Raw genomic sequence first — 24802 nt, forward strand, 5'->3', positions numbered from 1 at the left:
GGCATCAAAAAGGCGCTGTTATAGAAAAAACCAACACCATCACTCATTTATGATTTCGCTTTTTTCGAGTATTTATCCCGCATCACCCATTGGCTTAAACAAACGAGCAGTAAAGACATAATCAACAATACTGTCGCCAATGCGTTTACTTCTGGGGAGACCCCGACTTTTACCATTGAATATATTTTCAATGGTAAAATCTCATAACTTGGCCCCGTAACAAATGACGAAACCACCACATCGTCCATCGACAATGTAAAACTCAGTAGCCACCCTGCCACAACCGCAGGGAGCGCTAATGGCAAAATGATTTTCCTTAAGATGGTAAACTCACCCGCACCGAGGTCACGTGCAGCTTCTAGCATCTTCACATCAAAGTCCTTTAACCTTGCATACACCGTCACCACTACAAAGGGTAGACAGAATGTAATATGGGAAAAAAGCAATGACCAAAAACCTAGCGAGACCCCAAGGATCATAAATAGAACCAATAACGAAATCGCCATGACGATATCAGGTGACATCATGACCACAAATAACATGCCACCAACAAAAGGTTTTCCTCTAAAGCGATAGCGAAATAATGCAACGGCGGTTAATGTGCCAATGGCTGTTGCGAAAGTCGCTGACAAAACCGCCATGGTTAATGAATGCCCCGCAGCCTCTAATAAGCTATCGTTATTAGCTAGTAATTCATACCATTTGGTTGAAAACCCTTGCCACTGAATACCAAAACGCGACTCATTAAAGGAATTAACAATCAAAATGATGATTGGAATATAAAGATAAGCGTAGATGATGGCCATGAAGCCACCACGCAGAGTACGTCCGATCATTCTTCATATGCCTTTTTATTCAGAAGCTTAGCTGCTCGGTAATACACATACAGCAATAACCCCATCATCACCGTGAGGAAAATGCTGGTTGCTGCCCCGAATGGCCAATCACGAATATTTAAGAACTGGCTCTTAATTACGTTACCGATCAGTAGATTTTTCGCACCACCCATTAAATCCGCGACATAGAACAGCCCCATTGCCGGTAATAAAACCAGCAAACAGCCTGCAATAATACCTGGCATCGTTAAAGGAATGATAATTTTCACAAACCGTTGAAATTTATTCGCACCGAGATCTCTTGCAGCTTCTATATATGACTTATCCAGCTTTTCAATACTTGAATACAGCGGCATCACCATAAACGGCAACAATATATAAATGAGACCTAGTATGACGGCTTCAGGTGTATACATAATTTTCAACGGTTTATCGATAACACCAACCCACAGTAAAAAGTCATTTAAGTACCCTTTGGTACTGAGAAAAACTTTTAACCCATAGATACGAATCAATGAATTGGTCCAAAATGGCACAATTAACAGAAACAGCATCAAAGGTTGCACCCGTTTAGGTAGCTTTGCCAATATAAAGGCAAATGGATAGCCAATAACTAAACAGAAAAAGGTTGCGATCACCGCCATATTGAGCGAGTGCAGCATGACCTCTGCATACATCGGGTCAGACAAGCGAACATAGTTATCCCACGTAAAAACTAAGTCAACTAAGTTGGTGTCGCTACGCGTCAAAAAGCTAGTGCCAATAATCATGATATTAGGCAAGAAGACGAATAGCAGCAGCCAGGCGACCACCCCAGTGATAATAACGTTCTGCAAAATTTTATGTTTACGAATGATCATCCAGAACTACCTCCCAACTTTCAACCCAAGTCACAGCAACTTTTTGGTTAAGGGAGTGGTCGACATCGGGGTCATCTTCATTGAAGAATTCGCTAACCATGACAATTTTGCCATCTTCCATTTCAACCACTGAGTCTAACGTCATGCCTTTATAGTTACGCTCACGAACGTAGCCAATCAGCCCCGGATGGTTATCTGCATCATTCACTTCTTCAACGCGCAAGTCTTCAGGACGTAATAACACACTGACGTGTTGCCCTTCTTTGACAGAGAGCTCAGTGAAAATATCACATTCATGCCCTTCAACATTGGCTCGAATACGCTTATCATCAATGCGACACAATACTTTCGCATCAAAAATATTAATTTCACCAATAAATTGAGCTACAAACAGATTTTTTGGTTCCTCATAGATTTCGCGAGGAGTACCGTCTTGCTCAATTTTCCCTTCACGCATCACTATGATACGGTCAGACATGGCCAAGGCTTCTTCTTGGTCGTGGGTCACAAAAATAAACGTGATCCCCAGTTTTCGTTGAAGCGCTTTTAGCTCATTTTGCATTTGTTTGCGCAGTTTATAATCAAGCGCAGACAATGATTCATCCAATAGTAGGACTTTCGGGCGATTCACTACCGCACGGGCTATCGCCACGCGTTGTTGTTGACCGCCAGATAGTTGGTTGGGTCTACGCTCAGCAAAATCTTCTAGCTGCACCATACGCAAGGCTTGGTCGACACGCTTTTGAATTTCAGCCGCAGGCGTTTTTTGCATGCGCAGGCCAAATGCCACGTTGTCGAAAACTGTCATATGAGGAAATAAAGCGTAGCTTTGAAAGACGGTATTTACAAAACGGTTTTCCGCTGGAATATCCGTAATATCTTGACCATCAAGAATAATTTGACCGCCATCGGCATCTTCTAGCCCTGCAATAAGACGTAAAACAGTCGTTTTACCGCAACCAGAAGGCCCCAGAATGGTCAAAAACTCACCGTTCTGAATGGTTAAGTCAAGCTCAGAAATAATTTGTTTGCCATCAAAACCTTTACTTAAAGATTTTAATTCAATGAGTGGTGTCAGAGAGGTTGTCTCAGTCATTTATTATACACTCTATCCCTAGGAATAATGCAGATAGAACCGCCACCGTTAAAGACTGTATAAGCTTGTCGGAGGTTTACTCTGTCAACTTAAGTAACATAAGTAAATAATTTCCCCAGCAAAGCCCAAAACCAGTAGCGCCATTTAAACTTCATAAGGCATGCATGATAAACACTGTTTTTGCAAATTGAAAGCCATTTTCACAACTTCGTTTGCCTTTCATTATGAATTCTCAATAAATAAAACAGATTTTTGAGAAAAATAAGCGACATAGCGATATATAGAATCAGTCTGTCCATATCTATAGATTTACATGATACATTCGAAGATAAAACTTAAGTCAAATTCAATGAAATTCATAGAGTTAAAACAATTCACAATAAAAATAATAATAATTATGGAATTAATAGTTTTTATTATTTTTAATTTTTTAATTCATATATTTAATGATATAAATTTTAAAACTTCATGCGAGATAAAAATACAATAAGCCTTTACCATAACTAACTCGTCGAGTTTTGATGGTAGTTATATCCAGTAGATATATATCGTGATTATATATAGAACAAAGGCAATAACTGGTAACATCTATAACAAATAATTAAAGTCGCAGTTAATAATATTATTATGTGATTTAAATCTAATTTTCATTAATCCTTATTTTTTATCTCAATAAATTTAACCAATATCATATTATTCTTTGCATCTCTTTGAATATAATAATCAAATTGATATAATTTCAATCTAAACTGTAACTTTTAGTGACTTATTTTGTGATTTTTGTTTCATTATTACACCTATAAATTTTACTTTGTATCTTTCGAGTTAAATCAATTAAAGAATAAACATAAGCCTTCGGGTGATTACCTTTGGAAATTCCACTGAAATTAATATGTGAGTGAGCAAAATGGCTAATAAAGAGTTTTTTTACCAAGAACCTTATCCATTATCTGAGGATAAAACTGAGTATTTCCAAGTCTCTGATAAATATGTTTCTGTAGAACAATTTGCTGGTAAGCAAATTTTAAAGATAGAACCTGAGGCATTAACTCTCCTTGCAGAACACGCAATTTATGAATCCCAGTTTTTTTTAAGAGCTGCGCACCAGAAACAAGTCGCCGCTATCTTACAAGACCCAGAAGCCAGCGAAAACGACAAATACGTGGCGTTACAATTACTTCGCAATGCTGAAATTTCTGCAAAAGGTATTTTGCCAAACTGCCAAGATACAGGAACGGTTGCGGTTGTTGGGAAAAAAGGCCAACAAGTTTGGACAGACTGCAATGACGAAGAGTACCTCTCTCGAGGGATTTATAACGTCTTCCAACACGAAAACCTGCGTTTTTCTCAAAATGCACCGCTAGATATGTTTAATGAAGTCAATACTGGCACAAACCTGCCAGCACAGTTTGACATTTTTGCGACCACAGGCGATGAATATCACTTCCTATTTGTTAACAAAGGCGGCGGTTCAGCAAATAAATCAGCACTTTACCAAGAAACAAAAGCAACATTAACCCCAGCTAAGTTAAAAAATTTCTTAATTGAAAAAATGCGTAACTTAGGAACAACAGCTTGCCCGCCTTACCATATTGCCTTCGTTATCGGCGGTACTTCAGCGGAAACAACACTGAAAACAGCCAAACTCGCCTCCGCAAAATACTACGACAACCTGCCAACCACAGGTAATGAGTACGGCCGTGCTTTCCGTGATATTGAACTAGAAAATGAGTTATTAGAAGCTTCTCGTCATCTTGGTTTTGGCGCACAATTTGGTGGTAAATATTTTGCTCACGATGTACGAGTTATTCGTTTACCTCGTCATGGTGCCTCTTGCCCAATCGGTTTAGCCATTTCTTGCTCTGCCGACCGTAATATTAAAGCTAAAATTACCAAAAGCGGTTTATGGCTTGAAAAAATGGAGCATAACCCAGCCCAATACATTCCTGAATCTATGCGTAACCAAGCTGAAGGAAAAGTGGTACATATCGACCTCAACCGCCCAATGAAAGATATTTTGGCTGAGCTGAGTAAACACCCGGTATCAACACGTGTTTCTCTCAGCGGGCCTCTGATTATTGCTCGAGATATTGCGCATACTAAGCTTAAAGAACGTTTAGATAACGGCGAAGAATTGCCTCAATATTTTAAAGACCACATGGTGTATTACGCAGGGCCAGCCAAAAAACCAGAAGATATGGTTTCCGGCTCTTTAGGTCCGACAACCGGTAACCGCATGGACCCTTATGTTGACCTGTTCCAATCCCACGGAGGTAGCATGCTAATGTTGGCGAAAGGCAACCGAACTCAAGCGGTAACTGATGCATGTAAAAAACACGGAGGGTTTTATTTAGGTAGTATCGGTGGCTCAGCTGCGATTCTCGCTCAAGAATACGTGAAAAGTTTAAATTGCCTTGAGTATCCAGAATTAGGAATGGAAGCGATTTGGAAAATGGAAGTTGAGGGGCTGCCTGCATTCATTCTCGTTGATGACAAAGGCAATAACTTCTTTGAACAAGTCCAAAATGAGACTTGCAGTAAATGCGTTAAATAAGATTTGCCACTCTAGCGCAAAGGAATGCGCTAAATTTCGTTAGCCTATATCACTACATAACGATGTAACATAACAAAGAGCAGGCTTTTGGCCTGCTCTTTGGTTGTTGACAACGTGGGATAACAGTGTGATTTTTCCCGCTTTGCGTTATCAGCCGAAAATTAATATATTGATTTTCATCATGTATTTTTAGCCATCTCTTCGGATTAATGTTAATAATAGTTAATACGGACAATCGTTGAGGCGCTAAATGGTCCTGTTTTTACCGCTCCCACCTTTTTAACCGTCGCACTGTAGTCACGTGTAATCGATGTACTCCCTAAGGGGAGTGTTCCGAAAAACTGGAAGTAATTAAATTTTATTTTTTCCGCTTTATCATCCGAAATAATTAAATTAGTCCCATTTTTTAGATCAATGGCATACTCTCCATTTAACGGGTCTGTAGTTTCGAAGTTAATATTCATGGAAAAATTATCTAAGCAGCCCCGCTTCACCGCTTGTATCTGAAAATCTTTTTTAAACTCTTTTCCTTGATTAAGCTCAGTGATCATTAACTGACCATAGTCAATTTGCTGTGACTCTGGGTAAACTTTAATATCAGCCCCACACTTGAGAAAGCGAATACCTCGTAACCCAGTAATAGAATACTTCAAGTTTTTTGCACCATTGGTATGGTTTATCCCACCACTTCCATCAAACTGGAAAACCGTAAATTGGTTATCCCCTGTGTAGTTACCTGAAGGAGGAACAATACCCGTCACTTTGATATATAGTGTAAAAGTCACTGTTACCGTGACATTCTCTCCGCGGCGAATAGGTGGAGTCCCTAAGTTGACACGCTGCTCATTTTGTTCCAATTGTTGGCCTTGGTAATTCGCGCCTAGTAATAACCCTGTCCCAAGTTTTTGAGATTTCGGATTAAAATACATATGAACAACGTCAACAGCATTACCAAGTACATTGTCACAATAAACGGTTACTGTTAAAGGGTCGGATTGCCAAATAATAGAACCTGCCGTTGTATCAGCAGGAATGGCCAATTGACCTACAGGAACTGCGGGTTTTTCGACGACTCCAGTCCCCTTTTCCACACAATCTAATGCAAAGGTTTTTGGGCTAATAAAAACGAATAGAAATAAAATATAAAAACCATATTTTTGAATAAACTTGTGTATCATGATTTATACACCTTATATGTAAGTAATATTTAAGGTAATTTGCGTTTTAATATTACCCACTGTTAATTCATTTCTTGGTAGATAACTCTCTAGCATGGAATAAATCGTAATTTGCTGGTTATCATCAAAATAGATTGGATAACTACGGTATTCACCATTGGGGACAATATTGCCATCTTTATCCATTAATCGAATCCCATAACCATTTAGAATGGTTTTACCACCAAATAAATTACGGTCTGTACTTTCAGTTGGTTCTGAAATAAACATGATCCGAACAACCGGAACCCTATCATCGCGATTGCGTTTTGGAAAAATACAATCATCAAACTTTAGTTTGATTTCATGCTTAGGGCTTCTGTCTCCAATTTCATTAAAGTAATTCAGAGATATTGGTCCTAATTCAATATTTTGATCTATCGAGTAAAATGAAATCTTACAAGGCAATGCCACCACATTTCCCGTAAAATTAAGATCACCTCTCATCATGCTACTATCTGCATAAGCTTGGCTTCCACATAGAGATAGCATAAAAAGACATATTGAAAAGTAGCAATTTCTCATATCTAAAATCCTATTGGCTCTCTTTTGACAGCTGGCAGGTCGACGCAGCGCATTGGTAAGTCAACATTTTCATGCCACCGTAATCATCCATATAACCGGTATATAACTGATTAAAACTGCTGGCTGGTACGGGAACACTTTCCTTAGAAAGCGGGGCAATCATCACACTTTCAAAACCAGGAAAATTTTTCTGGTTATTATTACTGAGATAACCCAATGTCACATAATATTTAGTTGGATTTTCAATAAGTAATTGCCCACCTGTGTGCGTATATTTCAGCTCTTTAGCCCATACTTTATCGCTGTTATTTTCGATTTGAGGTGGTCGATAAAACATTTTTAGACGGCTTTGAATCGCAATCTGTACGACATTTTCTTTATCTGTCACCGGTGGAATTTCACGCACATTTAAATAGAACAGAGATTCTCTATCTTGTGGAAGAGCATCTATTCCCTCTGTTTTAATAATTTTAATTTGGTTTTTAGCATTCGGCTCAACGCGTTGCATTGGAGGTAAAACTGTAAAAGGTTCAGAAACCTTATTCCCTTTTTCATCTTCCATCCAAGATTGAGCTAAGTAGGGCATTGTTTTGCTTTGGTTATTAATAACCAAACTGATTGATTTATCTTTGCCTGGAAAAATGATCCGTGTACGGTCAATATTAATCGCAGCAGACGCAACTTGCATGCCGACAAAAACTAATGAAAATCCTAAAGCTACTACATACTTTTTACTCATACATCATTCCTTTATTGGCAAGGGATCAGGACTTTCCCCTGATTTTTTTCGGCAATATTAGGTAAATTCAAACTACATTGGTTTGCGCCAGCAGCCCATTTCACTATGTAGCTTTCTTCTGGAGCCACACCCGTTAAATAAGCAACACCACTATCTGCAATAATTCCGACTTCTCTTCCTGTACTTAATTCAGTCACACTGGTACCAAGCGGTGGATAATTCCCATTATTCAAACGGATAACTGCTAAAATACGTTTTCCTTGGTTCGCTTTTATTCTCTGAAAACCAATTGAACCCTCAGTTAATGTTTTACCAATAATGTTGTCATTGACATCCACATCGTCAGGCAGTGTATTCATATCAATGTAAACATCTGAATTAGAAAAACTATTTAAGCTTGTCGCAACACCAATCCCAAATCGGTTCGTGACAGATTCACCATTATTAATAGAAATCCCAGCGACATTGTCACTATCAATCATCACTCGAGGTTCGTTGTTAGTCCCGTTACGGTGCATAGCTGCGCCATATTTCGTTGCTGTCATGGAGCCATACCAACTACCGCCAAAAGCACGATATGAGTTCACATTCTCTGTCGCATTAACATTCAATACGCCATAAGGCGATGAATATTGATAACTACCGCTGATATTTGGCTCAGCACGTCCAAGCTTGTGCTGGTCACCACCAACACGCATACTCCAGTAGTTATTATTCTCGTTCGGGCTGTAATAACCTACCGATTGGCCAAAGCTATGGTCATTATCTGCATATTGAGCGTCGTAACTGACTGACGCACCATTTTCAAGTGGCACGGAGAAAGAAAGGTAAATTTGATTATCATCCGTCTCTTCATATTTAATTTTATTAAGTGATAAGGTGCCGGAAATGTTTTTAATTTGCCCTATACTAAATAGCTTACTAAAACTCATACCAAAGTTTGTTGTAGATTCACTATTCCAAAATTGATGGTGAGAAGCATTAAAATAGACAGTTAAGTCCAACGGGCTGATATATTGGTTAAAAGACGCGGTATACACGTTTTTGTCACGTCTAAAATCAAGCACACCATTCGCTGCATCAATGTATTGAGGCATAGTTAAGAATTCTTTTTCAGAAAACTTATAACCTGCAAATGTGACCTGCGAATTGGTAGATTCAAAACGTTTAGAATAATTTAAACGGTAGCTGTTACCCGAATAAGAGCCAAAATTATCTACATTTGCATGAGTGCGAGTAATATCAAAGGAAATAGCGCCAAACATATTCATGTTTTGCCCTATTCCTAAGTTTATCGCTTGGTAATTGTTATTATCTACCGTAGCAATTAACCCGCCAAAGATGGATGTGTCACCAAATAAACCATAGGAAGCTTCCCCTACAATAAACTTAGGGTCAACTTTCTGCGAGCGGCCAAATGGGTCAGATTTACCCATAGTGAATTTATAAAGCAGTTGGCCCTGACGAGTTAAAAATGGCAGCGATGCCGCCGTCACTTGATAAGTGGTTTTTGAACCGTCCTCTTCCTCAATGGTGACATCTAAAGTGCCTTGTACCGCTTCAGTAATATCTTGAATATTAAATGGCCCTGGAGCGACTTTAACTTGTTTAATCACACGCCCATTCTGTGAAATAATCACCATTGCATTCGTTTTAGCGATACCCGTCACTTGAGGCGCGTAACCACGTAGTGACGGTGGAAGCATTCGATTATCACTAAAAATAGATGCCCCTATAAAGCGAAAACTATCAAATAAGTCAGTCTTCAAATAAGACTCACCAAGTAAAACTTTTGCACCCATTTGAGGCAAAGCACGAAAGGCATATAACTGAGTCCAATCAAACCGTTCATTCGTTTTACCTTGGGAGCGATTATATTGATATTGATAATCAGCGCGGAAACGCCAAGCTCCTAAGTTAACGCCAGCGGTACCGTTACTACTACCACTGAATGTTTCACTATTATTTTTAGGAGCGGAATAGTTGGCAAACAGGTTATAATCAAGAAATGCACCCATAATTCCATTTTCCCATTGGGAAGGTGGAACCCAGTACGGGTCATCATATTCTAACCAAGCTTGAGGGATAGAAAATAAGATATTCTGGTTAGCTTTGTCAAAGCGATAATTAATATCTAAATTTTTAGATAGCTCAATACACTGGCCATTATTATTTTGCAGAAGTTCTTCCTTAACTTTCTTTTTTAATGCAAAAATATTTACCATCTCTGGTGTAACACAGAGTGTTGAGGTATCTTTACTCTCTTCAATAAATTTAATTAAATATTGCCCTGATAATTTTCGACCATTTAATGTAATATCCGTTAGGTATTCACCTGCAGGAATAAAGTCTGGGTTAGAAAACTGACTTAAGTCAATATTATCTCTATCCTTAGCATCAATAATATTCATATTAAATTCCACTGCATTAGACATTCCAGAAAAGGAAAATGCCAAAGCAATCGAAAATAATATTTTATTTATTTTAAACTGAGGAAATAGAGACATGATGTTCCCTGTAAGAAAAATAAAAATAAAGAAAGAAAAATAACAGGCAAATACATGCCTGTTATTTTAAATAAAAAATTACAGGTAGTTTAAAGCGTAAGTTGCTTGAGAAATGATGCTACCAGTTTCAACTTTGCTACCATTTGCTTCAACACGTGCACTGAATACTAATTTATTTGGACCATCCGCTAATGGCAGCTCAACACTGGTATCACCAACTTTCATTGTTGCGCCATCTGCGTTGATTAAACGAACACCAACACCTTTAGAAGTACCTGTATTAGCCAGTAATTCTTTTGCTGTAGTATCTGGAGTACCCGTGAAAGTTACTTTAACTTTGCTAACTGCAGGGAAGACAACTACATCGCTAGCATCTTTAACTTCACCTAAATCACAGTTTTCTAACTGGATATTATATTGAACGCTTTGGCTATATTTGTTACCAGTTTCTAATACTTTATTTGCAACTTGGCCGAGGTCAACGTTAATTGTACCGTCACCTGGGATTGAGCAAGGTGCATTAATAACTTTACCAGTAAAATTGATGACACCACTACCTTGATCTACAGGTGCTGCCTGTGCAATACCAAATGAAGAAGCGATAATTGTAGCTAATGCAATCTTAGTTAATTTCATTTATATTTTCCTATAAAAAGACGACAGATGTACCAATCACCTAATAATCAATAAATTACTAGGTTGATATTTATTTGCTGAGAATGTAAAGGTAAAAATAAGAAAGTTAGATTTTTACTAAAAAAATAAAAACACTACATTTTTATTTTTTTAGATATTTAGTTAACTTTAAATATGAATATTTTTATAATTAGATTACTCTTAATTTTTTAAATTAATTACTTTCTTTATTGATAAAAACATCATCAATAAAAAAGCAAATCATTTCTGTATCTAAAGCGTTAGCAAGGGTGTGCAAGTTTTCAATATTTATATTGCACTCACCCCTTTCATAACGTGAAATCTGTTGTTGGCTAACACCAACAAGATTAGCTAATTCGATGCCTGAAAGCCCTAAATGCTTTCTTCTTTTTCTAATCTCTCTGCCTACTATCCGATTTACATTTATCATCAACAATAGCCCAAAATAACCTAAAATATTAAATGGCTAAATTATATTACAAATCAAAAAATTTCACATAATAAATTGCACTGATTATATAAAAAATCAAAAAAGAACAAACCAATTAAAACACGAAATTTGAGTTAATTATAGTTTTCAATATATAAAAGTAAAACTGTTTGTAACGATCGATAGAATAAATTAAAGCCACTGAAACCTATCAATATTTCATTTTTTTAGTTTGCATTATCATATAAGATAAAAAACACATAATTCATATTAGCTATTATTCTTTTTGAAATAAACAAATAATATGCAACTAATTGATATTAAAGAAAAATAATAAATTACCACTATCAATGGTAACATCCAAAAATATAACAACGCCTTAATTTATAATGGAATGAAGGCATTTATAATTAATTTTATATGGTATTCATTGATTCCTAAGTATTTTTATATACTTATTTTTATAAATTAATTTATTTTTTACATTTTTAATGTTTGCTTCAAAAAAACAACTAACAATGGTTTTTTTATTCTTATCATTTAATTTAATTTAATTTAATAGTATTTTTAATTACTCACAATAAGAGTTATAGGATATAAAAAACTGCAATTTTTTTTTATTGGTCGCTATCTACTCATAAATAAATCAAGTTATTCATATTAAGAGTAATAACAATATTGATAGCCATCGATAACTCACATTTCGAGTAAAAAACAACAATCACCAACAAAAATAACGTATAAATAACAATGTGTTATACTTGTTTCCAATTGTAACAAAACACAAAAGTCTATTGCAGATCAACAAGGTAAAAATGAAATATAACAAAAAGAAAACATAATAATTGCACTTCTGTGAACTATAAAACGAGTAAAACAAGAGTTTTACCTCGCACTTTCACAAGAAATCAGTCAAAACAACAAGGGAAATGCTTACTATTATTGTGTGTTGCACATATAGCTTAGGTTAAATTTGTGCTTTTAATACCGAGAATAAAGAGCATTTGTATGCTTGATTCACTAAATGAAAGCATTTCATTGAGGAATAATTGACCTGATACGCTTTAAACCAAAATGGGCAGCATAGGAAGATTACACTTAACTAGGCTATTTTTCCGTATTATATATATTTCAACATCTCTTTTTACGTTAATTTATGTATAAAAATGCTAATATTGATGACCAGACAGATTCATTCAATAACCTATCGTTATGGAATGAGAAAATAACTCATTATTTTTAGCTCAAATAACATGTTTTTATTTCCCTAACTAAGGAGATAAAAATGATGCCAGCACAATCACTGCTTCGGGTTGCAACAGTCCAGTTCCAACACCGTCCTAGCGACAAAACCTACAATTTAGAACGTATCCATGAGTTTATTACTCAAGCCGCCCAACAGAAGGTAAAAATACTGGTTTTACCTGAAATGTGTATTACTGGTTATTGGCACGTGCCGAAGCTACCAGATGATGCCGTTTATGCTTTAAGTGAAACTTTACATGATAGCCCGTCATTAGCATTAATCCGCCAACGGGCCATTGAATTAGACATGATTATCGGGGTTGGGTTGATTGAAAAAGGGTTAGATGGCAAATGCTACAATACTTGGGTCGCTTGTATGCCAGATGGCCAATACCACGCTCATCGTAAATTACATGCCTTTGAGCACCCCGCCATTCATAGCGGAGACAATTACACTGTTTTCGATACGCCATGGGAAGTAAAAGTTGGTATTTTAATTTGCTGGGATAATAACTTAATTGAAAATCCACGCGTCAACGCGCTACTTGGTGCAGATATTATTCTTGCCCCCCATCAAACAGGTGGAACTCATTCGAGTAGCCCTCATGGCATGAAACCGCTCGACCTTCGTCTCTGGGAAAATAGAAAACAAAATCCTCAAGCATTATTAGATGCATGTCAAGGGGAACATGGGCGCGGATGGCTAATGCGCTGGTTACCCTCCAGAGCCCACGATAATGGCGTGTTTTATTTATTTAGTAATGGAGTTGGCTTAGATGATGATGAAATTCGAACCGGAAACGCCATGATCATAGACCCTTACGGGCGAGTAATTAAAGAAAGCTGCGCAATAGATGATGATATCGTCATCGCGGATCTTGAATTAGATTTATTGCCTACCTCGAATGGCCGTCGCTGGTTAACCGGAAGACGCCCTGAGCTCTACCGAATCATCACTGAAACTCTGGGTTACGAAACGGATATTCGCCATGTCCGTTTTGCTTCTGAGAATTCCCCTTATCATCAAGAAAAGCAATAATAGTTAAAGTCAATGGCTCATAGCATTCATAATAGAAATGTTATAGCGTCTTCTATTATCAGGAACTGGCTAACAACTATGGATACTCGACTACTCCGTGCATTTATCACTCTCGCAGAGACAAAAAATTACCGCGAAGCCTCATCACGCCTATATATTAGTCAGCCAGCTTTAACAAAACAAATTCAACTTCTTGAGAAACAATTGGATATAGTACTATTTGAGCGGGGACGTCATGGTGCGGTACTATCAGATCATGGCCGCGCTTTACTGCCTTACGCAGAACACACGCTAAACCATATGGCGGAGCTGTTAAACCAAGCCGCCGCTCTTAGAGAAACTCCCCCGCTTTCTTTAAATGTCGGATTCGGTATTGCAACTTTTCACGAAGCCTCTTTTTTTGTTGCCCGTCTGAAAGAACAACTCCCCAATGTCACCATTCTATTAGAGGACATGCCCTCACATGTCATGAGAGAGAAGCTTGTTCAGCACCAGTTAGATATCGCATTTACCCGTAGTGATAAGCAAAACTCAGTGGAATACCTTGCCAGCCGCCCATTGAAAATTGAAACACTGGCGCTTGCTGTCACCAAAGACCAACAGCCACATAGTACAATCAATGATTATTTAGCCCAATATCCACTTCTGATGTTACGCGCACAACGCGGTCAGGGTCTTTATCAACAAGTTCAACATTATTTGCAATCTGAAAATCTGCATATCACGCCACGACAAGAAGCCAGTGACATTCAGACTCTAATTGCGTTAGTCGCCGCTAAGGTTGGCATCAGTCTTGTCCCATATAGCGCCAAGCAGATTGGTGGAGAAAATATCGATTTTATTCCAATTCAGGACAATGCAAATGCTCAATGGCAAGTTGATTTAGTTTGGCAAACGACATTACCGAAGACATGGCAGTCGCTTATTGAGAAATTGGTTGAGGAAACGTCAAAACAGACAATAACCCATATGTAAATTTGAGCTGATTTATCAAACTATACGAAACTGCTATTTATCGTCCATGTGATATTTTTAACTTGGTGATCCTAACTTTTTCTACGCTAGTACATACCATTATTTCTTGATTAAAAATAACAAGATTATTACCCGTACTATCGAGAGAACTCGCAAACTTAATGCCGTCAACGCCTGTAAAAACTTTGATGAATTCACAGATAAATTGAGTTGGAATATAGTCCAGATCTGAGTCGAATCGTCTCATAGGTTGGGATAAGTCTAAGCTGATCTTTTGCCTCAGCAATGTGCCTTTAATCTTTTTATTAATCTCGTTAGGGTGATAAAGGGAGGGGGTTTCTGTAAAATCAGCAATAGCAACTCTTGTAGTAACCGTTGAATCTAATTGAAATTTAGCTACCGTGACCTCATCCAAAAAAGTGGCTCGCACCTCATAAAGTGTTGTCGACAAATTGTCACTAAGGTACAAGTACGGAATACCTATTGGATTAGCACGACCTGAAGTCGTTAAATATTTAGGAGGACAAAGCATTTCTGTTTCATTAAAAGGATCTTGCCCCTCTTTTTGATGAAGTCTCGCTCGATAAAAAATATCACTTGGGCTTATGACAACTTGGCTTTGAAAAAAACTGTCCCAGCCAAGATCTTCTGTTAAATAATTGATATCTGTAAAATATCTTTTTTCCCACTTGAGTTGCTCTTTTAGCTGCTCCCAATAGTTTATGTTTTCATAGATTTCATCTATATAATCAGCACCATCACTCGCGCGAATAAAGTTTGTATCAATATTTTGTATAACATAATTTAGAACTTTATCTGCACACGTTTGGTTTTTAAAAAAACTCCAATCTCCCTGTAACAATTTAGATAAAGACGTTCCATGCTCTTTTGGAACTAAGTTAGTAAATAGTTCTGCAAAAAAACCATATAGCTCATCAACCCTGACAACGTCTACATCTAATGTTTTGCAAAAATCACATTGATTAATCTCACGCTGAGATATAATAAAGCCAATTATTTCAGTATCTGAAAAACATTCTTTACAAACAAATTTCATATATTAAATTGACCTTATATTAATTCATTTATAACTAACACATGATTTTTAATCGATATTTTTTTAACTGTACCTAAGCCTGGGTATTTTTTATCAGTAAAATATTTTCTCAGTTCATCTATCGCAATATTATCCAATGGTAATGAATCACAAAAAGTGATGGCCTTCTTTGTTGCCTCTGCGAATTTACCTTGTACGTTTTCTATTGAATCATTAGATTCAGATGTAAAATGGCTAATCCAAACCTCATTAGTAACCTCACTCTTCGGATAGGTGAGATGGATCACCACCGCCCTAGGAGTACTACCACCATCGACAAAATCACTAGGCAATATCGTATAATCAGAGAAACCTTGGTAGCCATCCTCTTTATAATAGAGATGCTCCTCAGTAAATTTATGCGCAGCTATATCCAAAAAATCGGAATTTCTTTGTTGTTTTTCAAATAAATCATCTAATCTAATGTAGTTTATATCAAGTAATTTCATATACTTGTCTAACCCTCGATACTTATTAGGGTCTAATAACATTAAATGGGAAATTTCATCTCGGGTAGATAATTCTTTCAACTGTTCTTCATCAGAAAATTTATCTAAACAAACTATCAAGCAATTTTCCAGATTATACTTATCTATACAAGAAAGAATATAATTACTGTTATCGGTATATATAAATGCAGGTAAATATGTTTCCCCATTTAATTCTTTCAAGTAATTCAATACATCATATCTATCCCCTGCAATCTCACCACAACAAGGATTAACGATGAGAAAAGCCTTAAAATTTTTCTCTTGAAAAATATTACATGCTAAATTCAATCCACTAAAACTAGATTTAACAGGTTCTAAAACCGGCATTACCTTATTATTTACAATGCCAGATGTAGCGAGTTCCCTTAAGGAAATCAGTTCAAACTGCCTTGCTCTTAAATATGGAAAATACATAGTTTACACCGTATTCGTTTTTAGTTTACTAATCAAATCCTCTCTATCCGTCTTTTTTAAATTTAAAGAAAGGCATATCTGATTAAGCTCATTATTTAGTTTATTAAAAAACAAATTATTAACTTTTCGTTCCTTCATTGCTTCAATAAACAAATGATTCAACTGATTATTTTCAATACTTGAAATTAACTCCTTACAAATATCAAATTGATTAAATGAGTTCATCATTGGCAACTCTTTATAGTAATTTTTTGATATTTTTAAATATTCCTTAGTGTGCAAAACATTCATCAATGTATCAATATCAACATGCTGATTTACTTTTGGCTTACGTTCTAAGTTAAACGCATTACAATCATTACTATATGAAATAACCCCAATAGAATTATCAAAATCGATATATCGCCCCAAATGCTCATGAGGGACGATAATATAAACCTCATTAAATAATTTTTTATACTCTTGGAGTTGATTAGATAACCGATAATCCTTATCTAAAATAGACTTAATTTCAAAAGCTTTCGATACACCATTAAACATAGCTAAATCTGCAATGGCATTTCCAATGCGAAATTCATTAAATATTATGGAACTATTACATCCCAATTCTTTTTTAAGCCACTGATTTAAAAATTCATTTTTTAAAACATACTCATTGGGATAATGCTTTAGCAATAACTTATAGGTCTTTTTTACAAAAGATAAATAGGTTTTACCTTTGTATTTTTCATATAGCTGATATCTATGTAGTTTTACATCAATTGATTTAAAATCGCCTTTAAACCAACGCGATACCTCACTTCTCAAAAAAAGAGAAGATAAGTCTCTAAGCTGATTCGAAGGATATGACATTTTATGTACTCTTTTCAGTATGGATCATTTATGCGTTTATTCTCTTCTATTATCTAACACCTTGAGCCATTATTCAATAACATAAATTTTACTTATTAATTGATGTGATTCGTAAAAATAGCAAACCACTGTCAGTGGCAAACGTACAATTTGTAATCTTTCGGTAATATTGTGGCTTAAGACCTTTTCCATTTTGAAGTGAGTCTTCAGAATAAAATGTCTTCTTCCTCCTCGTCTTCACCAAGGCAAAAAAAACATAAAAGTAAGAACTAAGAATAATTCCGTAATTCCTATATATTAAATATTTGAACTTTGATATTTATTGTCAATATTATGATGAGATAGGCACTACTTATATGTCTGGTAATAGGTCAATCACCCCACTAAAAATCATTGCTTCTGGTGTGGCACTACCTGAAAACAAAATTTACTCCTCAATGCTTGATGAAAAGCTCAATAAACCAAAAGGTTTTGTTGAAAAACATTCAGGTATCGAATATCGCTTCCATGCAAGTCATACCGATTCACAAGCAGTGTTAGCTTCCCTGGCGATTCAAAATGCATTGCATGCGAACCATATCGTACCAAGCAGTATTGATATGCTAATTAATGCGTCTGCAATTCCCGTGCAAGCTTTGCCTTGCTCCGCAGCGCATATCCTTGAACAATCAAATTTAAATCAAGGGATTGCCTGCTTTGATGTTAATTCAAGTTGCATAAGCTTTATCACTGCGCTACAGGTTGCTGCGGGGTTATTAGCCACCAGTGCTTATCAACGCATTGCAATTGTTTCTGCGGATATCGCCTCGCGTGGTATTGATTGGCAAGATAAAGAATCATCGTTGATTTTTGGTGATGGTGCAGCTTGTGTTGTTGTGGAAAAAGGGGATGGGAATAGTGGAATTATTTCTTACACACACACCACTTATACCGCAGGCATTGATTTTTGTGAGATTCGCGCAGGTGGCACAAGACGCAATCCACGTGCAGGGATGACCGATGATGATTTTCTGTTCCATATGCAGGGGAAAAAATTGTTTCGCCTCGCATCTTCTTTGATTGAAGATTTTATGCAACAGGTTTCCAGTGAATCAGATATACAACTCAAACAAATTGGTACCGTGATCCCACACCAAGCAAGCCATCTTTCTTTAGAACATATGCGCCAACGTGTGGGCGTAACAACTGAGCAATTAGTCGATATCTACTGCCATCGTGGGAACCAAGTTGCGGCCTCTATCCCTTCAGCATTACACGAAGCAATTATCACAGGCCGTTTCTATGAAAAACCCAGTGCCATGCTAATTGGCACTGCCGCAGGGTTAGCGCTGTGCGCCATGGTATTAGTGCCATGAAGCTCCTCGTCACAGGTGCCACGAGTGGCCTTGGTAGAAATGCAAGTGAGTACTTACTGGGGCGAGGTTTTGAAGTCGTCACTTGTGGGCGAAACCCGCAAGCAGGAGAACAGCTAGTAAAGATGGGAGCTGAATTTATCTCTTGTGAACTGGCTCAGCTTTCTTTGCAACAGGCCAAAGAGATGATGACTGGCTGTGATGCCATTTGGCACTGCGCTGCTCTTTCTTCACCTTGGGGCAAACGTCAAGATTTTGAGACAACAAATGTTCATGCAACTCAAATTTTAGCTACCGCCGCGGGGGAAGCCAAAGTCTCACGCTTTATCCATATTTCCACCCCAGCCATTTATTTTAATTTCACCCACCAGCAAAATATTCATGAGTCCACGGTTAATAAACATTTCGCTAACCAATATGCCAGAACAAAATATTTAGCCGAAACTAGGATTGAGCAGTGCGTTAAGCAGTTTCCGACAACTCGTTACACTATTTTGCGCCCTCGAGGTTTATTTGGCCCCCATGACCGCGTTTTGCTACCGCGTTTGCTCGCCCAAATAAAATCACGTAAGGGAAAATTGGTGTTACCTAATGGGGGAAATAACCATTTTGACCTCACCTATGTGGGAAATGTGGTTCACAGCATGCAGTTGGCGACTTTCAAAGAAATACTCCCTAATGGCGCCATTTATAATATTACCAACCAACAGCCCCAAGCACTAAAACAGACATTAAATCAGTTATTTAGTGAGCTAAACTTAGATTGCGAAATTCGTTCAGCCCCTTACCCTTTACTGTATGTTATTGCCAGCCTATTAGAAGCCATTGGCTATTTAACGGGAAAAGAACCATTACTCACTCGCTATAGCCTTGGCGCAGCCTATTTCACCATGACATTAGATAACCAAAAAGCACAGCAAGAACTGGGTTACTATCCTTTATATAGTATGCAACAAGGTATTCATTTGACGGCTAAATGGCTGAAACAACAGGAGAACCCATGCTAAAAATTCATCAATATGAGGTGGGTTACTGCACACATCCAGGCTGTGTGGCTTTAAAAGGTGCTAGTTTTAAATCCTGTAAATTCCCAGCAAGAGCATGGCTGATTGAAGATGAACACCAGCGTTGGCTATTTGATACGGGTTATGCCACCCATTTTTATGATCATACGCGCCATGGCATTATGCGGTTATATCGAACCGTTACCCCAGTGTATTTCGAAAGCAAAGACGCCCTTGTCAATCAATTGGCTAATGATGGCTTAAAACCTAATGATATCAATGGGGTGATTTTGTCCCATTTTCATGGTGACCATATCGCGGGGCTACGTGACTTCCCTGACATCCCCATTATTTGCTCAGGAGATGGCTGGGCTAAAACACGCCCTTTAACAGGGTTTGCTGCATTGAAAAATGCCTTTGTCAGTGGTCTTCTACCAGAAGACTTTGAACAACGTACTGTATTTTATGAAGGTTTCCCAAAGGTGGCGTTACCGAATGAATTACAAGTTTTGGGCGAAGGCTATGCGGTAAATCAACAGAAGACGTTATTCATTGTGCCGCTTCCTGGGCATGCTGCAGGGCATATTGGTTTGTGTGTACTAACTGACTCAGGCTGGATATTGCTCGCAGGTGACGCAGCATGGTCTCCCACTAATTACCGTGAATTGCGCGGCCCTATGGCCATTGCCAATATCATCATGGATGATAAGCAGGCTTATTACGAAACACTCAATAAATTACATGAAATTGATAAACGCAATGTGGTTATCCAACTGTGCCACGAAGGGGATTTATTGTGATCCTCTCGATGCTTTGGCATTACTGGCGCGCTCGTCATTTGACGTTTCGCAACCGTGACGAGCTAGAAGCTTATCAACAAAAACGTTTGGCACATTTTAAGCGCAAAGTGCTATCGAAAAGCCCTTACTTTCAGCGATATATCAATCAGCCATTATCTAATTTTCCCATTATGAATAAACAAGTCATGATGGATAATTTTGATGAGATGAATACCGCCGGGCTTTCTAGCCAAAAACTTCTAGAATGTGCACAAAAAAGTGAGCAATCTCGGGATTTTGCCCCTAAAGTAGGGCGCTACAGTGTCGGGTTGTCCTCTGGAACCTCAGGCCGTCGAGGCCTTTTCGTTGTTAGCCCAGAAGAACAAAATGTTTGGTCTGGCAGCATGTTAGCTAAAATGCTACCTAAAAGTCTGTTTAGTGGTGAACGTGTTGCTTTATTTTTACGTGCTAATAATAACCTGTATGAAAGTGTCAATAACCGTTGGATTTCACTGCGTTTTTATGACCTTTTTGCAGATTTTGACCTGCAACTTACTGCACTTGAACAATATCAACCATCAATTATTGTTGCGCCAGCCCAAGTGCTATGCGCAATAGCTGACGCCATTAACCAACAGAAACTTCAACTAAATGTGCAGAAAGTCATTTCCGTGGCTGAAATATTAGAACCCCATGATAAACAAAAATTACAGAATTGCTTCCCCAATGTTGGAGAGGTCTACCAAGCAACGGAAGGGTTTTTAGGCTGTACTTGTTCTCATGGTACTTTACACTTAAATGAAGCGTTTGTGCATATTGAGCCTAATTGGCTTGATAATAACCGTTTTTCGCCGATTATTACGGATTTTACCCGTAAAACACAGCCTATCGTTCGTTATCAACTGGATGATGTGTTAGTGGTGAAAAAAAACACCTGCCCATGTGGCTCCCCTGAAATGGCGATAGAACGCATTGAGGGTCGTTGTGATGATTTACTGCAACTTCCAGGCTATAACGGCAAAATGGTGACGATTTTTGCAGATCCCTGTGCGCGGGTTATTGTGAATCACTTACCTGTTACTGCTGATTTCCGCTTAACACAGCAAGGCAACTCATTATATTTACAGGCTGAATGCTCTCCCATGGAGTTATCCCATTGCCAGCAACAGCTAGCAAGTTACTTTGCAAGCCAACACGTTGATATTACGCAATTAGATTGGCAATTATCATCAGCCGCTATTACGCAAGCACTCTCGGTTAAAAAGCGACGTATAACCCGTAAGGAAGTAAAATGAACAACAGGGAATTATTCACTCGCTTTATCTATTGCCTACTCGGCTGGGGAACCGTAGGTATTGTTTACCAATATACCGGGCAAGTGACTGGGCAAGCTCATATTTTACTCCCTAGTGAACTAGATAATGCCGTCCCATTTTCCCCCGATGCCATCTGGCTTTACCTCTCCTTTTTTCTGTTTATCCCACTTGGGTATTTTCTCTGTCCCCTAAGAAAAGCGCGCCCACTTATGTATGCCATTCAACTCTGTGCGCTGGTTTCTGGGGCTGTTTATTTGTGCTACCCCACGACTATGCTGTACCACGATTACGACTTATCAACCTTATCCGGACTGGCTTTATCTGCTTTAATGAATATTGATAGCCCACAAAATTTACTACCTTCTCTACATGTCTCATTGACTCTCGTCGTACTGAATGCATTATGGTCAACACAACAAAAATTTCGCACGGTTCTAGCCGTAATTTGGGCCCTTGCTATTTGTGCTTCTGTATTGGTGTTAAAACGCCATTTATTTATTGATGTGGTCACTGGCGCACTCACCGCTTGTGGGGCATTAGTGATTGTTCACACTGCGAAGTTTGTCTTAAAGAGAAACACTAATGAATGAATTAACCTTTCCGATTGTTTTCATGTTAGCGGTTGTGGTCGCAGAAGGTTTGGTGATAGCCAAAACACAAAAAGGAACCGTTAGCTGGCAAGAATTGGTGTTCAACCTGAACTCTGGCCATATTATGCTGTGGCTGTTTAGAGGGTTAGAGATTTTTTGTTACGGCTTTGTCGTGACCCACTATTCGTTCAATCTCGTTGAAAACTGGCCAACCGCACTGGTGTGGGTGTTTACGATTTTTGCTTGGGACTTTGGCTTTTACTGGCTACACCGTTTACACCATACTTACCGTGTTTTATGGGCCGTTCATGTGGTACATCACCAAGGGGAGCACTATAACCTATCATTAGGCGTGCGTAATTCGTGGTATTCATCACTGACATCAATCCCATTCTTTATGTTGCTGGCGCTAATGGGGATCCCTTTAGAAGTGTTTATCACCGTTTCAATATTGCACTATACCATTCAATTTTTTAACCACAGTGCGCTGATCCCGCGTTTGGGTTGGTTGGAGAAATTTATGGTAACGCCACAGCACCACCGAGTTCACCATGTGAAAGAAGGGCACTATTCCAACCGTAATTTTGGTGGCAGTTTTATTTTTTGGGACAAACTATTTGGCACATTTTCCAAATTGCCTGAAACGAAACACCATTTTGGCATCAAAGGGGCTCCTGCTTCTGAAAACCCATTTATTGATAGTAATTTGCCTTTTTGGCGTATCATTAAACGTCGCAGTCAACCCAAGGAAAAACCCGCACCATTATTTCGCGTGAACCAAATCGCATTAGTAATGGGAACACTTCTCCTATTTAGCCTAGTTATTGGTTATGTCTATATTTATGGCTATGGTTATCAGGGAACGACTCAACAGCAAGTGATTTTATTTATCTTATTAGCCTTAGGTACCGTGGCACTATCAGGTATTTCAGATGGCCGCAAAATTGGCCTGATGAGCTGGTTTTTTATCGCTTGCTTACTATTAATTTGCATTTTATTTATTTGGCAATGGACAACGCCATTTTGGGTAATTTTTACCACTGCTCTGTGGCTGCATAGTTTATTAATGTTACTTGGCATCGGCAGAAAACCCATACAGGTGCGTGATGTCGCCTGAGCCGCTAAGGCCGTTAGGCTACCAACACCGCCATGATCAAGCGTTCCAAAAAGCGTTGAACAAAGCCGCTAAACACTATTTACAACAGCGTGCAGATCACCGGTTCGCTGACTTACGCTTTTATTTAAAAAGCTTGGTTTTAATCTTGTGCTGCCTAGGCAGTTACGGCATAGCGCTATGTGTTAACGTGTCTTGGGCTTTTTTTATTTTTTATCCCCTGTTTATCTGTTTCGCATTATTATTGGCAATTAATTTAGTTCATGATGCTTCCCATAATGCGATTTTCAAACAGGCCAAAGCCAATTATTGGCTCAATTTTTGGGTCACTATTCCGTTGGGTTTAGACCCTGAATGTTGGCGAGTCAGGCATATTATTTTTCACCATGCTCACACCAACATTCGTCATTATGATTTAGATATCGAAGAAAATTTTGTCTTGCGCCAAACCCCTTATCAGCGCTGGTACCCGTTTATGCGAGCTCAGCATCTGTATTGGCCATTAATTGCCGCAATGACTTTCCCTGCATTGATTTGGTTCTTTGATTGGATGGATAGATTTCATATGACGCGCGTCGCTCCTCATATGCGCCATCAAGGCCGTCGTGGTATTGGGGCATTTTTATTGGCTAAGTTACTACATTTGATTGTTGCAATAGTCATACCTGCGTTTGTTATCACTGATATCAGTTTAGGTACCTTGCTACTCACTTACTTATTTAGCCAAATGCTTGCCTCCCTCGTATTTGTTGTATTAATACTTGGCACCCATTGGGCGAAAGCAACTTTTTATACGCCCCCCAAAGAAGGCAATATGCCGCATGGTTTTTATACTCATACTTTTTCAACCACTTATGATTGGCAAACCACACCTCGTTGGCTAACCTATTGGTTAGGCGGGTTAAACTTACATCTTACACATCATTTATTTCCGAATTGGAACCACCGCCATTACCCTGCACTTGCTAAGATCATTGAGCAAACCGCCGAACAGTTTTCGATGGATTATCATTGTATTAGCGCGAAAGAACTGTTTGTTTACCAACAACAATTTTTAAAAGAGATGGGAACGGGCAAGCAAGCGGATGAGCACTGAGCCAAACAACCCAGTGCT

At 38.2% G+C, this 24802-nt stretch carries 22 protein-coding genes; 10 read left to right on the forward strand and 12 right to left on the reverse strand.

Features of this window, described 5'->3' with window-relative positions:
• Window positions 1-47: 47 nt before the first annotated feature.
• From potC to potA, 3 genes are read right to left on the reverse strand one after another with little or no spacing between them, the layout of a single operon-like run.
• Window positions 48-836 carry a spermidine/putrescine ABC transporter permease PotC gene (gene potC, locus M1F17_RS17300; protein ID WP_004259098.1) on the reverse strand — a complete coding sequence of 263 codons (789 nt, stop codon included), beginning with the start codon at window positions 834-836 and terminating at the stop codon, window positions 48-50.
• Window positions 833-1696 (reverse strand): spermidine/putrescine ABC transporter permease PotB, encoded by an 864-nt coding sequence (gene potB / locus M1F17_RS17305; protein WP_004259100.1) that lies wholly within the window; start codon window positions 1694-1696, stop codon window positions 833-835. The genes potC and potB overlap by 4 nt, the downstream gene beginning before the upstream one ends.
• On the reverse strand, window positions 1683-2792 hold the full coding sequence (gene potA, locus M1F17_RS17310) for a spermidine/putrescine ABC transporter ATP-binding protein PotA (RefSeq protein WP_144141134.1): 1110 nt from the start codon (window positions 2790-2792) through the stop codon (window positions 1683-1685). Before potA ends, potB begins: the two co-directional genes overlap by 14 nt.
• Before the next feature lie 907 nt (window positions 2793-3699).
• Here potA and M1F17_RS17315 point away from each other — a divergent pair.
• Window positions 3700-5346, forward strand: coding sequence for a fumarate hydratase (locus M1F17_RS17315; RefSeq protein WP_004259110.1), 1647 nt, complete (start codon window positions 3700-3702; stop codon window positions 5344-5346).
• A gap of 212 nt (window positions 5347-5558) precedes the next feature.
• Here the strand turns inward: M1F17_RS17315 and M1F17_RS17320 are convergent, their stop codons facing one another.
• From M1F17_RS17320 to M1F17_RS17345, 6 genes are all read right to left on the reverse strand, one after another.
• Window positions 5559-6524, reverse strand: a complete 966-nt coding sequence (locus M1F17_RS17320) for a fimbrial protein (protein ID WP_004259112.1) — start codon at window positions 6522-6524, stop codon at window positions 5559-5561.
• Between the two features lie 12 nt (window positions 6525-6536).
• Window positions 6537-7088, reverse strand: coding sequence for a fimbrial protein (locus M1F17_RS17325; RefSeq protein ID WP_036958054.1), 552 nt, complete (start codon window positions 7086-7088; stop codon window positions 6537-6539).
• A gap of 10 nt (window positions 7089-7098) precedes the next feature.
• Complete coding sequence (locus M1F17_RS17330; protein WP_004259120.1) at window positions 7099-7827, reverse strand: molecular chaperone; 729 nt, start codon at window positions 7825-7827, stop codon at window positions 7099-7101.
• 11 nt (window positions 7828-7838) lie between these two features.
• Entirely contained in the window at window positions 7839-10334 is a 2496-nt protein-coding gene (locus M1F17_RS17335) for a fimbria/pilus outer membrane usher protein (RefSeq protein ID WP_094961562.1), read from the reverse strand.
• A gap of 78 nt (window positions 10335-10412) precedes the next feature.
• Window positions 10413-10970 (reverse strand): fimbrial protein, encoded by a 558-nt coding sequence (locus M1F17_RS17340; RefSeq protein WP_004259129.1) that lies wholly within the window; start codon window positions 10968-10970, stop codon window positions 10413-10415.
• A 214-nt stretch (window positions 10971-11184) separates the two neighbouring features.
• Window positions 11185-11421, reverse strand: coding sequence for a helix-turn-helix domain-containing protein (locus tag M1F17_RS17345; protein ID WP_004259130.1), 237 nt, complete (start codon window positions 11419-11421; stop codon window positions 11185-11187).
• A 1288-nt stretch (window positions 11422-12709) separates the two neighbouring features.
• Here M1F17_RS17345 and M1F17_RS17350 point away from each other — a divergent pair.
• Window positions 12710-13705 (forward strand): nitrilase family protein, encoded by a 996-nt coding sequence (locus tag M1F17_RS17350; protein WP_144140555.1) that lies wholly within the window; start codon window positions 12710-12712, stop codon window positions 13703-13705.
• A gap of 78 nt (window positions 13706-13783) precedes the next feature.
• Window positions 13784-14680: a LysR family transcriptional regulator gene (locus M1F17_RS17355; protein WP_094961563.1), complete on the forward strand. Its 897-nt coding sequence runs from the start codon at window positions 13784-13786 to the stop codon at window positions 14678-14680.
• 37 nt (window positions 14681-14717) lie between these two features.
• Here the strand turns inward: M1F17_RS17355 and M1F17_RS17360 are convergent, their stop codons facing one another.
• From M1F17_RS17360 to M1F17_RS17370, 3 genes are read right to left on the reverse strand one after another with little or no spacing between them, the layout of a single operon-like run.
• Window positions 14718-15737: an RES family NAD+ phosphorylase gene (locus tag M1F17_RS17360; RefSeq protein ID WP_094961564.1), complete on the reverse strand. Its 1020-nt coding sequence runs from the start codon at window positions 15735-15737 to the stop codon at window positions 14718-14720.
• A 14-nt stretch (window positions 15738-15751) separates the two neighbouring features.
• A complete protein-coding gene (locus M1F17_RS17365) occupies window positions 15752-16681 on the reverse strand; it encodes a sce7725 family protein (RefSeq protein WP_094961565.1) in 930 nt (309 codons plus the stop codon).
• A 3-nt stretch (window positions 16682-16684) separates the two neighbouring features.
• Complete coding sequence (locus M1F17_RS17370) at window positions 16685-17533, reverse strand: sce7726 family protein (protein ID WP_094961566.1); 849 nt, start codon at window positions 17531-17533, stop codon at window positions 16685-16687.
• A 356-nt stretch (window positions 17534-17889) separates the two neighbouring features.
• Between M1F17_RS17370 and M1F17_RS17375 the strand changes: the two genes are divergently transcribed.
• The 7 genes from M1F17_RS17375 to M1F17_RS17405 are packed head-to-tail and all read left to right on the forward strand — an operon-like array spanning window position 17890 to window position 24784.
• Window positions 17890-18888, forward strand: coding sequence for a 3-oxoacyl-[acyl-carrier-protein] synthase III C-terminal domain-containing protein (locus M1F17_RS17375; RefSeq protein WP_094961567.1), 999 nt, complete (start codon window positions 17890-17892; stop codon window positions 18886-18888).
• On the forward strand, window positions 18885-19892 hold the full coding sequence (locus M1F17_RS17380; protein WP_094961568.1) for an NAD-dependent epimerase/dehydratase family protein: 1008 nt from the start codon (window positions 18885-18887) through the stop codon (window positions 19890-19892). The genes M1F17_RS17375 and M1F17_RS17380 overlap by 4 nt, the downstream gene beginning before the upstream one ends.
• Entirely contained in the window at window positions 19886-20689 is an 804-nt protein-coding gene (locus tag M1F17_RS17385; protein WP_094961569.1) for an MBL fold metallo-hydrolase, read from the forward strand. The genes M1F17_RS17380 and M1F17_RS17385 overlap by 7 nt, the downstream gene beginning before the upstream one ends.
• Entirely contained in the window at window positions 20683-21963 is a 1281-nt protein-coding gene (locus tag M1F17_RS17390; RefSeq protein WP_318837438.1) for a F390 synthetase-related protein, read from the forward strand. Before M1F17_RS17385 ends, M1F17_RS17390 begins: the two co-directional genes overlap by 7 nt.
• Window positions 21960-22574, forward strand: coding sequence for a phosphatase PAP2 family protein (locus M1F17_RS17395; RefSeq protein ID WP_318837084.1), 615 nt, complete (start codon window positions 21960-21962; stop codon window positions 22572-22574). Before M1F17_RS17390 ends, M1F17_RS17395 begins: the two co-directional genes overlap by 4 nt.
• A complete protein-coding gene (locus M1F17_RS17400) occupies window positions 22567-23691 on the forward strand; it encodes a sterol desaturase family protein (protein ID WP_181488675.1) in 1125 nt (374 codons plus the stop codon). Before M1F17_RS17395 ends, M1F17_RS17400 begins: the two co-directional genes overlap by 8 nt.
• Complete coding sequence (locus M1F17_RS17405) at window positions 23681-24784, forward strand: fatty acid desaturase family protein (RefSeq protein WP_206277434.1); 1104 nt, start codon at window positions 23681-23683, stop codon at window positions 24782-24784. Before M1F17_RS17400 ends, M1F17_RS17405 begins: the two co-directional genes overlap by 11 nt.
• Window positions 24785-24802: the final 18 nt, after the last annotated feature.

The organism is Providencia sp. PROV073 (assembly GCF_033688125.1).
In the GTDB taxonomy this organism is placed as follows: Bacteria; Pseudomonadota; Gammaproteobacteria; order Enterobacterales; family Enterobacteriaceae; genus Providencia; species Providencia hangzhouensis.